We start from the raw sequence: 12,008 nt of genomic DNA, 5'->3' as shown, positions 1-12,008 counted from the left end.
AGTTTTGGCATTTTCACTATTGTCAACTCTTGAGAAAGCAAAATATTAAAAAAGTGAACTTAATTTTAATGAGAAGCCAACCCCTAGATGAAGTTGGCAAAGCTAACTGTATTTTTATACTGACAATAGTTTTAAAACCGCATCTCTGGTGTAGTCAAAAGTATGCAGCTATGAAGGTGAAGACGGCGAACTGTCATCAGCATCTGAAGGAAACTTCAGAGTAACAGCCCACTCGACATTATCAGGATTCTGGGTTACTGTAGTGCCATCTTCTTGATCGGATGGATACTTCTGAGTTTGGACAATTTCATCATTATTCGGGTTTATGGTATTATTGCATCCACCGATAATCGCTTTTGATTCTTCCTCAGAAAGGTCTTCAAGGCTTTGCCCTTCCAAGAATCGAGCAAAGAATGGTACTGCTTGTGAATTCAACTTTTCTGGTTTGTTTTCAAACACAACCTTCCTCCTATAACAAGTGAATCTAAATTTATACTGTACCTATATGATATGACATAATACTTACCAATATCTTTGCCAAAATAAGAGTTTATACATCAACTCACCCTCGGAAATTGGTGAAGGTATTGACTTACCAAAACAAGTATTAATTTATCTTTTATAAATATTTACTTTTGTACAATTATGCTTATATAAAGTTAAAATATAATAATTTTTTTTAAGCAAGTATGTACGGGGCGATCTTTAAAAGCGCGACATTTCCAAGAATTATTCACTTCAAAATAATTCAAAATATTCTCTTTGCTCCCAGCTAGTCACCTGCTTTAAATAGTCTTCTGGCAGCCGATCCGCGACGGACTGCAAAAAGCGATTAATTTCACTCTGTTTCATCTTAATGATGAAGTTGATGAACTGCTGCCCCATTTTTTGAGAAAAAAGTTCGCTTTGGCTCAAATATGAAATCGCCTCTGACAAACTTTTGGGTAAAGTGGGACTTTCTGTAGCGTAAGGTGACTCTGTTGGGGAGCCAGGGTCAAGTTTACGATCTACACCATCTAGCCCAGAAATCAATTGCGATGCCATATACAGATAAGGATTGGCTGCTGGTTCTCCAACTCGGTTCTCAATATGGGTGGTGGGATCATCAAAACCGCCTTGTAATCTAATCATTGCCCCTCGATTCTCCAATCCCCATCCAGCACGATCGGGAGCTAGAGAATAAGGCCTAAATCTTTTGTAGCCGTTAATTGTCGGCGTTGTGAACACAGAAGCAGGATTGGCGTGTTTCAGAAGACCACCAACGAAATGTTTACCTAAATCTGACATTAGGGTTTTGGAGTTTGCAGACATGAAAGCGTTCTCGCCTGTGGTTCGGTCTACAAGGGATTGGTGCAAATGCCAGCCATTGGAAGAAGAACCTTGCAATCCTGGACGACACATAAATGATGCTATGTAACCTTGTTGACGGCAGATTTGCTTAGTCGCCATTCGGAATATCATCATTGTATCCGCAGCTTGTAATGCCGGAATCGGGTCAAAGGTAAATTCAAATTGACCGACACCTCCTTCGTTTTCTACACTCCTTAAAGGCAATCCCATTTCAACTAAGTTTTCTGCTAAAACGCGCAGTAAGTCGTGAATTTCTGGATTATGGGATTCTAAAAGATATTGGAAACTATGCTCTACAGCGCTAACTTTGGCAGGTTCACCAGGTTTTCCAGAAGTACCAACATTAGCGATCGCTAACATCGGATCTTCCAACTTTGCCAGATACCACTCAACTTCTAAACCGACAATATGCTCCAACCCTCTTTGATGTAACTCTACCAATGATTGGCGCAAAATACCGCGACTGGAAAAGGGCATTGCCTGACCATTTTGAAAGTACTCGTCACAGAGGATAAAGCCAGTACGTTTTGCCCAAGGCAGAATTTTGAAGGTATCAGGGTCAGGAACAGCCACAAGATTTGGCGCACCTGTCATCAAAGGCATATCTAAACTACCGCCAGGCACAAACGGGTTAAATACTATTGCACCACCAGTATCAAACAGGAATGTCCCTGTGCTGATTTGCATACCGTTTTCTAAAGCGCTGAAAAATGTCTGGGGTAAGAGCGATTTGCTGCGAACAATCCCATGCTGGTCTGACCAAGCGGTACGAATCAACAATAAATCCCGTTCTTTGACAACAGCCTCGATCTTTTTAGATGTTTCTTTTTGGATTTCTGTCCACAGGTGATGACGCTCAATAAATCCAGGTCTTTTCATTGGATTGCCTAATCATGTTCAACTGCTTGTGCGGTGAGTTTGAAATCAGCCTTCATGAGACGTTTCCATTCTTGGTGATAACCGCGAATTGCTAACTCATCTGTCACAGGCCCGGTGATGACACCATCAACATCAACATGATGGCGATCGCTAATGCCAAACCCGCGATTCATTGCCACCCACTCGATTTCTGGAATACTTAACCCCCGCTGACATTCAGCAAAGTTGATCGTATCGTCAGGAATGCCAAAACTGGGAAAATCTTCCTGAGTCCTCATCCGCAAAACATTCACTTCATCTGGTACTTCAGCGATGGTGGTAGCATATATTGTCAGTTGAGTGCGATCGACAGCTAGGGGTTCAATCACTTCGATTTGATTGCCAAAAACTACCAGATTGGGAAAAATAGTTAAATTCATCTGCGAACCAATGGACAAATCTAACCAATAATCTGCCCGATCGCCCCACTTTTCTCGGATCTTTGCTTCATAAGCTTCTCGTCCTGGCTGGGGTCGTTGTTGTTGCCAGAAAGCACCAGCTCGTTTTTCGTAACTGGGGCGCTGATCGATGAACATGTGCCCATGACCAAGGTACTGCACATACATCGGCCCTTCATCAGGATTGTGGGCAAAATATTGCATGTCTTTTTCGGTTTCTAAGCGATTGGCCACAGCCAGCAGAGAACGGTGCGAAAAGGGGACATGATAACCATCAGCAGCATTATCATAGGTAAACTTCCAGTTACCTTGATAAATCATTTTGTGTGCGCTACTTTGTACGGTGATTTGAGCGTTGGGAAAACGGTCAATCCACTGATCCAATAAATCTTTGGCTCGTCCGAGATAGGTGATTAAATCTGGTGCTTCAGAATTCAAAGTCCCAAAGATGAAACCACGATAGCTTTCTACCCAAGGAATTTGTCCCAGGTTAAATTCTGGGCGATGAAAGTCAGCAGCGTAACCATTTGCCCAAGGAACTCCTGTGAGTTTTCCTGTGTTGCTATAAGTCCAGCCATGATAAGGACAGGTAAAAGTTTTCGCACAACCACGAGTTTCACGGCAAACTGTCGCTCCTCTATGGGTACAGCGATTGAACAAAGCGCGAATTTTATCTTGGCGATCGCGCAGGATAATAATTGGACGATGCCCCAGATTAGATGTCTTAAAATCGTTGGGGTTGGGTATTTCGCTTTCATGAGCAAGGTAAACCCAGGTTCCGCCAAAAATCCGAATCATTTCCTCCTGGAAAATTCTCGCATCCGTATAAACACAACGGTGGACTCGTTCTGGCTGAATTAGATAATCCCAGTCATAGTCTTGTTTGAATTCGCTGTTTCCATGTAGCATGGTTAGCTTTTCTCAAAAGAAATTTGACAAATAGGCCTGTATGATATTGCTAACTTTAAGCTAATACGTCTCTAAATTAGACATTTTTTTGTTACAGCAGTTTTCATGTATTTGAACCACACCTGTAGTCAGGGCACAAGGTCTTGCGCCCCTACCCCGGATTTCTCACAAGTTAGCGATCGCCTACGAGGGGCAAGTACGTCATCGCAATTCTTAACAATCGCTCTAATCAAAGTAAGAAACTCAAGTTTTCATGACCTCGATCCGCATCAATTAAATTCACCTGCTTGAGAGCTATTTTCCATTTGCCATACTGCTGGTGCAACCTGTGTAAGTACCAACCAGCAAAGGTTTGCGTCCGTCCTTGACGAAATTCGTGAATGAGAAAGTTGGAGCGAATTTTGACTTCTTCTTCCTTTGCACACGAAAATATTTCAATATTACTAATTATTCGGCTAGTACGCGATCGCGGTGTTTGAGCATAAGCAAAACCACACTGCAACCAAAAAACCTTATCTTCTAAGCGTCTGTGGTCATCGAAAGCGATGGATACTTCTTTTCTAGGGTCTCCACCACCTGGAATAGTAGGAATCCAATAAAGGCATTTGTTAGTAAATAACCCCAACCAATCATCAAATTTCCCATCATCCAGTAACCGTGCTTCCAGAAACAGTAATGCTTTGCACTCTAACTCAATTGATTGATTAACTGCTTTTCCTTCATTTTCCCACTCTGGAAGTCTTTTAATTAATTCATGATAAAAGTCCCGATCCACGTAATAGGAATCTTGTGAACTTTTGGGATTTTCTTTATTATATGAATTCATGTCAGTGTGTACGTTGTTGACAAAGCTAGAGATTGCATCATCGCCAGTGCCCGTATCGATGATGTCCTCTCAAGATTGTAGATATAGACCGGGTTGTATGTATCCTTGGTTGGTTTCTATATCAGTGATTGTGTAGTTGCCAGCGCCAGTTTTATGGAGAATTTAGAAAAAGTAAGTTTAGAGTCTAAAAGACTGATTTTGCAAACGATTTCGTTGGAACATACAGAAGATGTATTTCGAGAATTTACAAGCGAAATTACCACCTTTATATATCCGAAACCAGCCCAGAGTCTCAGTGAAACCGAAAAGATAATTAGAGAGATGATTCTACAACGAGAAAATCACACTGACCTAGTGTTAGTAATTCTCAAGAAGGATGGTTTAGAGTTTTTAGGAATTTGCGAGGTTGGCGCTATTGATACTCAGACACCGGAGTTAGGAATTTGGCTCAAGAAATCCGCTCATGGTCATGGTTTTGGTAGAGAGGCAATTGATGCACTAAAAGGCTGGGTGGATAAAAAGGTGGAATACAATTATCTTTCCTACCCTGTTGATCAAAGAAATATCCCCAGCCGGAAAATTGCGGAAAGTCTTGGGGGTAAAGTCTTTCGGGAGTTTCAACAGATTAACAAGAGTGGCGATCTTCTGGATGAGGTTGAATACAGGATTTATAAATAAACGGCATCTCCTGCTAAGTACGCGAAAAATACTTCTTAAATGACTAAAATTGTCGCATCTCGCCAAATCCCTTGATATTACCCAGATTTAGAGTAATCTATACTACTCTTTAGATAAGGGATTGTACCACTGATCCTTTGGTAAGAGCAGTCGATCTGACTCAGGTGGCCCCCATGTATTTGGTTCATATTCATAAACAGGTGTGACGTTATCGAGAATTGACTGGACAATCCGCCATTCCTCTTCTACAGTATCTTCCCGTACAAACAAGGTGGGATCGCCCCGCATAGCATCAGCTAACAGACGTTCATAGGGTTCCATCTCGTCGCCACCTCCATAAAAGGCCAGAAGTTCAACCGCAGAGCCGATCATATCTTCTCCAGGGATTTTAGTGCGAGCGCCCAATCCCACAATTACCTCTGGATCTAGTAAAAAACGAACATAATTAGCGTTTTCTTTTCCTCCTTCCTGGAACACATCTAAAGGTGGACACTTGAATTTGACCATTACCTCAGTACTTTTAACAGGCAATTTCTTCCCAGCCCTGATGTAGATGGGAACTCCTGACCACCGCCACGTATTAATAAATAACCGCACGGCAACAAATGTTTCTACTTGAGAGTCAGGCGAAACACCTTCTTCGTTGCGGTAATCAGAAAATTGACCGCGAATAATCTCATTGGGTTGTACTGAAGGTATAGCTTTGAGAATACGCTCTTTTTCATCCCGAATGGAATCGGTAGCAGTACTAGCGGGAGCATCCATGCACACTGAAGCCAATACTTGCAGCATGTGGTTTTCCACCACATCTCGAATTGCACCAGTCTCCTCATAGAAACGCCCCCTTCCTTGAATGCCAAAGTCCTCTGCCATCACAATCTGGATGCTTTCAACATAGTTGCGATTCCAGATGGGTTCGAGAAAAGAGTTGGCAAACCGAAAATAGAGTAAATTCAGCAGTGGTTCTTTGCCCAGGTAATGGTCGATGCGATAGATGGCTGATTCGGGAAAAACTGATGCCAGAATTTGATTTAACTCGCGTGCTGATTTCAAATCCCGTCCAAATGGTTTTTCAATTACCACCCGCGCATTTTTAGCACACCCTGATTCGCCCAATCCTGATACTACTTGTGCAAACAAGCTCGGTGGAATTGCCAAATAGTACAAGGGATGAGTGGCATCACCAAGGGCTTGACGTAATTTTTCGTAAGTTTCTGGTTTGTTGTAGTCACCAGCAACGTACTGGAGTAGACCAGAAAGTTTCTCAAATGCGTCTCGATCTATACCACCATGATGTTCTAGGCTATCACGTGCCCTTTCTCTAAGTTGCTCCGTCGTCCAAGGTCGTCCGGCAACCCCAATCACTGGGACATTAAGATTGCCCCGTCGTACCATTGCCTGAAGGCTGGGGAAGATTTTCTTGTAGGCCAAGTCACCTGTTGCCCCAAAAAATACCAGTGCGTCTGAATCAGGAGTTCCCATGACTAACCTCTTTAGGAATTAGCTTTTTTATGATGCCCGCCAAACTGATAGCGCATGGTTGATAAAAGTTTGTTGTCATGCACTTAACACCGATTCATTAATTGCTGCGATCGCACTCCAGCGACCTTCGCCAGAATTCTCTTGCTTGTATTGGAGTCCGACTGGTGGATAAATTATATTATGTCCGCTTGATTACTTATTAAACCCGAAGAACCCCACCCCCAACCCCTCCCCGCAGGCGGGGAGGGGTTGGGGGTGGGGTTCTTTTATTATGGGTAATTTGGCGGACATGATATTACAGGGGTCTAAGACCCTGACGACGAAAGTTGTGACTTTTGAATTCTGGTATCAGAATTATACTCAGGGATTTCCGAAAAATAAATCATACCAATTTGGGATTTTAGATGAAAAATCCTTGCAACTCTCAGATACGCATAGAATGTATACTCAAAAACCTGAAGAATAACACCCCAGTGGATAGAAGAGACAGCCAATAGAGTATGCGACATTACGATGAGGAATTTCTCAGAAAAGACAATTGATTTGATTTGGGCGATCAAAGAATTTCTTGGTGCCCACCAATGCTGCACTCCTTAGACGAAGAGATTCTAGAGCAAATGTTGTCAGAATTAATCAGATAGTAATTTATTTTTCTTAAAAATTAGAGTTGGCAGTAATTAAATAATGGATTTATTTGACCAGCATCTTGCAAAAATAACTGAAGAAGAAGCACCCCTAGCGGCTCGGATGCGTCCAAGAACACTTGATGAATTTGTTGGTCAAGATCATATTATCGGACAAGGAAGGCTACTGCGGCGTGCTATTAGCTTGGATCAACTGTCTTCATTAATCTTTTCTGGGCCACCAGGGACTGGCAAGACTACTTTAGCGCGGGTTATTGCCAACAGCACCCGCGCTCACTTCATCGCTATCAATGCCGTACTTTCGGGAGTTAAAGAAATTCGAGCGGCAATTGAAATAGCCCAACAACAGCGCAAGTTCCATAATCAACGAACTATTCTTTTTGTCGATGAAGTTCATCGCTTTAATAAGTCTCAGCAAGATGCTCTATTGCCTTGGGTAGAGAATGGTACAATCATTCTCATTGGTGCTACCACCGAAAATCCTTTTTTTGAAGTCAATAAAGCACTTGTCAGCCGTTCGCGGATTTTTCAACTTCAGCAATTAACTGATAAAGATTTATATAAAATTGTTGAGCAAACACTAGCTGATTCTGAACGCGGTTATGGCAACTTAACAGTACAAATTGACGCAGATGCTTTAGATCATTTAGTTAATGTTGCTAACGGTGATGCTCGTTCATTATTGAATGCTTTGCAACTAGCTGTAGAGACTACACCACCTGATGCTACAGGTGTTATTCATATTCCCCTAGCAGTGGCAGAAGAATCAATTCAGCAGCGTGCTGTTTTATACGACAAAGAAGGGGATGCCCATTTTGATACCATTAGTGCTTTTATCAAGAGCTTACGAGGTTCTGACCCAGATGCAGCACTCTACTGGTTGGCTAAAATGGTTTATGCAGGTGAAGACCCGCGTTTCATTTTCCGTCGGATGTTAATTCTGGCCAGCGAAGATGTCGGATTAGCTGACCCACAAGCAGTTGTCGTTACAAATGCCTGTGCTGAAGCATTCGATCGCGTGGGGATGCCGGAAGGACGTTATCATTTGGCGCAGGCAGTACTTTATTTAGCGACTGCACCCAAGTCCAACAGCCTTATGGGTTTTTTTGATGCTTTAGCCGCAGTAGAAATTGAAAATGTTGCAGAAGTTCCCACTCATCTTAAAGATGCCAATCGGGATAAAAAAGGTTTTGGGCATGGAGCGGGTTATCTCTATCCTCACGCTTATCGAGATCATTGGGTAGAACAGCAATATTTACCCAAGAGCTTGCAAGGTCAATTGTTTTACCAACCATCAACCCAAGGTTATGAACACCAAATCGCAACACAAGTGGCGCGTCGTCGAGAAGCTCAACTTGCTGCAATAGTAGAAGGTATTGGTGTTGCACCAGTGGAAGTCATGACTTTTGGAACTTTTGACCGAGCAGATGAGCGTTGGTTGCAACGTACACTTTCTCAGGTAAGTACACAATTAGCATCTGTGCGCGATCGCATTTTCACTTTCGCTCAATTACAACGTCATCATTTAGTATTGGATTTAAATGCCGCTACTGGTTTACTTACTTGGGAAGCAATCCGGCAAGTTCCTGAAGGTGGGGTTTATGCCTGTGTTCGCGATCGCTCTGATGCCAATGCTTTAATTGAACAAGCTGCGGCACTTCCTGAAACAATGCGACCAATAGTTTTTACTGCATCTGCTGCACAGATACCTGCTATGCTGGCATCTCTTGCCCCAAATGTACAGTTTGACTCTATTATCGGGCGCAATATACTAGCCTCGGAATCAGATAAGGGACTTGCTGCTCAAGTTTTAGGTCAATTGATCCCGCACTCAGTCAAGCTTATTTTAGCTGAGACAGTACCTCGTCATACCCAAAGATTTTACCGCTTACTGCCCAGCCAAAATCTCGATGCCCAATTGTATGAGCGATTAGTTTTAGCAGAAGAAGCTATTTATACAGATGCCTCTGACCCCATGCTTAACTGGGACGCTGACGATTTGCGTCAGGCTTTTGCTTCAAATGGACACTACGTACAAGTGGTTCTTGAACAGTATTTGACACCGATGCACATCTCTGATAATTTTATCAAGCGTTTATTTACTTCTAATCTTAATCGACCAAGTTTTGCCGATCGTCTGGCTGCAAATTTGACAACTGAGGAAATACAGACTATTAAAAATTTGTTTATTCGTTACTTACTCAACCAATCGGTTAATTGGTCAAGCACTGTGGCATTTTTAAATATTAGCAAATAGAATATTTTCTCGCTATCAAATCACAGTTATTGGTAGCCGCAAGCGAGGACTTAGCCTAGATGTAAAAAAGGCTGTGTGTTCAACAGTAGCACTTGCTATTTCTAAAATACAGTTTGGGCTTGTTCTCTTGAAGCTGCTCGTAATTATACTGAGTTATTAGACTAGATTTCGCTACATGGTTGCCGCCATTTGCTTAGGCATAAATATCTGAAATCCTACTTGATGGCAAAGTTAGACGGGTCTTGATCTCGTCGATGCTTAGTGGGAATGGGGACTGGCTGCCCATCACCTGCAAGGGCTGCGGTTTTCTCCAGGGATTCCCTCAATCGCTTGGCTGCGTAGATAGACATATCTCGTGGTACATTAATGCGATCGCGCAAATATCGGAGAGCGACATCAGATCCCGATGGAGGTACACAGTCTTCTCCTGTCATCATGTGTGTTAAAGCACAACGTAGCGCTCGATCGAACAATTTATCATCTAAGGGGTTGACTCGGATAATATTGATCCGGTGATCGATTGTTCGTTTAAGAGCTTCCATCCGGGAGTTTTCCGGTTCTGGATAAGTAACATCTGGTAGCCCGAACCAGGGGCCGTTATCCACCCGCGCTTTATTGAGAAACATCTGGGTTTCGCCGTTTTCCCAACAGCCCCCCATTTGGGGCGGCAAATCATGTGCGTGGGTGTGAAAGTCGCTCTGCGTACCGCAGTAGGTCGGTCGGCTTTCCATTGCCGCAAACCATGCACTCAAGCGAGGGTTTTCCTCCCGCAGTGAGTAGCCCTTGTAGTAGTAAAGGCTCGCATTCATCCGTTCGAGATATGGCGTAAAAATGACATCGACGATGCCGAAGCTATCTAGAAAGTAAGGGCTTGGGGTGCTACTCAGAGCTTCCTCTACCCTAGCCACCACTCCGATAAATTGTTCTCGGTTGCGTTGTTCTTGTTGAGAGGAATCGGTTCTAGAGCATAGCCAAGCGCACCAAGCTCTAAATAAAAGTCGTTCTAATTGACGTAGAGTCAGCACCGTGCGGTCTTCCATCCCTTGGTTCAATGGAGCAAATACCTTTTCCAAAGCGATCAAAATGTCATCGCTTTCCTTAATAATCCGTCCATCTAGCGCGATCGCGGGGAGCATTCCTGATGGTACCTTACGTTTGTACCAACTTTCTTTCTCCCCATAGCAGAACATTGTCACTTTTTCGATGCGGTAGGGGATCTGTTTTTCCTCTAGCCATAACCAAACTTTTTGACAGTAAGGACACCAAGCGTGGTTATCGCGGTACAGCGTTACCCGCACATCAGATTCCGGCTGACCAAACAAGCGCAACCTGGCTCTAGCATTGGTGAGACCATTAACGGTATCTATTTGATAGTCCGTGAGGGTTTCTAGTTCTTCCCAGCTTAAGGGTGCGGTAGTCATAGGGGGAGTTGCGTAGGGCAATACTTAGGACAATTCTATACTCTACAATATTTTCAATTACACCAAGGCTGAATTTAACCGATAGGTTCGCCCATCAATTCTTTCCACTTCTCCTTTAAGAAAAAGTTTAAGTGACGATATCACGCTCAAAGATTCTGGCAATTTGGCATAACTTGTTTTTGAATTGCCGTTTAAATGAGATATCAACAGAACAGACGCAAATCGCCAGTTGTTGACCCAACGCTGTAGAAGAACTCAACAGACCACCCACAGCGCTCGGTCATCGCTTCACCACAACTGGCTAGTAATGTACTAGAAAATACATAGTAAATGTGCAATGGTAATGCCTGCAACCGTAAACTACGCTCTTTTCCTGCTTAAATTTGGCGGAATTTTTGAGAGTAAAGTTCATCAGACACTTTTTTTAGTTCTGGTTCAACTACTGTCAAATGTTGCTCCAAAATTGCCAAATTCCGAATGTTGGACTTATAGAAAGCATCAAACAAATCACCCACTAAAGGCACAGTACCAACGACTGTTTCCAAACCTACATTAAAAATCATTTTGGCTAAGTCTTGACGCGGGATACCAAACCGAGTCGCTAAAAATATAATGTAAGCTGAAAACGCTGTACTGATTAAATCACCAGCACCTGGAACTAGACCAATGATTGGGTCTATTCCAATGCGAAAACCTGTCAAAGGGATACGTATTGATGTATCCATCAGACGGCTGAGTTTGCGGATGCGATTTAGAGTTGCAAGGCGTTTGGCAGCGTCCATAATTGACCATATTTACACTACTTTTAAATTGCACCATTTCTAGTTATTTGTCTTGTACCGTTAGAAATAACAAGTATGAATAAAAATCCTGAATACTGCCTAAAAAAGCATTATAACTAATTAGCCAGACATGATATGAGACGTTTTCTCCATGAGTTTGCATACTCTCTAACATCTCTGCCGTTCAGTCATCTTTACCCCCCCTACCAATGCATAAATATATTGCAAATCCAGGAAGGCGAGGGCGTGTTCGTGTATTCGTAGGTGCAGGTAAGCAGCAAGTTCCTACCAGCGCAAACCGACACTTACTGCTTTGATAGCCGTTTGCAATTGAATCGAGTAC

General features: G+C 42.9%; 9 protein-coding genes. 2 read left to right on the top strand and 7 right to left on the bottom strand.

Annotation, left to right across the window (positions count from 1 at the left end):
* Positions 1–168 precede the first annotated feature (168 nt).
* The 4 genes from V7K84_RS28025 to V7K84_RS28010 form a co-directional block, all read right to left on the bottom strand.
* Positions 169–459, bottom strand: coding sequence for a microviridin/marinostatin family tricyclic proteinase inhibitor (locus V7K84_RS28025; RefSeq protein ID WP_334842985.1), 291 nt, complete (start codon positions 457–459; stop codon positions 169–171).
* Between the two features lie 279 nt (positions 460–738).
* Positions 739–2,229: a glutamine synthetase family protein gene (locus V7K84_RS28020; RefSeq protein ID WP_334842983.1), complete on the bottom strand. Its 1,491-nt coding sequence runs from the start codon at positions 2,227–2,229 to the stop codon at positions 739–741.
* An 8-nt stretch (positions 2,230–2,237) separates the two neighbouring features.
* Positions 2,238–3,575, bottom strand: a complete 1,338-nt coding sequence (locus tag V7K84_RS28015) for an aromatic ring-hydroxylating oxygenase subunit alpha (RefSeq protein WP_334842980.1) — start codon at positions 3,573–3,575, stop codon at positions 2,238–2,240.
* 229 nt (positions 3,576–3,804) lie between these two features.
* Positions 3,805–4,401 carry an aromatic-ring-hydroxylating dioxygenase subunit beta gene (locus V7K84_RS28010; RefSeq protein WP_099100402.1) on the bottom strand — a complete coding sequence of 199 codons (597 nt, stop codon included), beginning with the start codon at positions 4,399–4,401 and terminating at the stop codon, positions 3,805–3,807.
* A gap of 153 nt (positions 4,402–4,554) precedes the next feature.
* Between V7K84_RS28010 and V7K84_RS28005 the strand changes: the two genes are divergently transcribed.
* A complete protein-coding gene (locus tag V7K84_RS28005) occupies positions 4,555–5,079 on the top strand; it encodes a GNAT family N-acetyltransferase (protein WP_334842976.1) in 525 nt (174 codons plus the stop codon).
* A gap of 102 nt (positions 5,080–5,181) precedes the next feature.
* On the opposite strand, the gene zwf is transcribed toward V7K84_RS28005, so the two are convergent.
* On the bottom strand, positions 5,182–6,561 hold the full coding sequence (gene zwf, locus V7K84_RS28000) for a glucose-6-phosphate dehydrogenase (RefSeq protein WP_334842973.1): 1,380 nt from the start codon (positions 6,559–6,561) through the stop codon (positions 5,182–5,184).
* A gap of 684 nt (positions 6,562–7,245) precedes the next feature.
* On the opposite strand from zwf, the gene V7K84_RS27995 reads away from it, so the two are divergent.
* Positions 7,246–9,462, top strand: coding sequence for an AAA family ATPase (locus V7K84_RS27995; RefSeq protein ID WP_334842971.1), 2,217 nt, complete (start codon positions 7,246–7,248; stop codon positions 9,460–9,462).
* A 215-nt stretch (positions 9,463–9,677) separates the two neighbouring features.
* Here the strand turns inward: V7K84_RS27995 and V7K84_RS27990 are convergent, their stop codons facing one another.
* Positions 9,678–10,883 carry a glutathione S-transferase family protein gene (locus tag V7K84_RS27990; RefSeq protein ID WP_334842970.1) on the bottom strand — a complete coding sequence of 402 codons (1,206 nt, stop codon included), beginning with the start codon at positions 10,881–10,883 and terminating at the stop codon, positions 9,678–9,680.
* Between the two features lie 377 nt (positions 10,884–11,260).
* Positions 11,261–11,665: a DUF4112 domain-containing protein gene (locus tag V7K84_RS27985; RefSeq protein ID WP_094349284.1), complete on the bottom strand. Its 405-nt coding sequence runs from the start codon at positions 11,663–11,665 to the stop codon at positions 11,261–11,263.
* Between the last annotated feature and the right edge of the window lie 343 nt (positions 11,666–12,008).

This window comes from Nostoc sp., from assembly GCF_036917315.1.
In the GTDB taxonomy this organism is placed as follows: domain Bacteria; phylum Cyanobacteriota; class Cyanobacteriia; order Cyanobacteriales; family Nostocaceae; genus Nostoc.
Note: the sequence above shows the minus strand (reverse complement) of the source record. Positions and strands in the feature narration are given on the sequence as shown.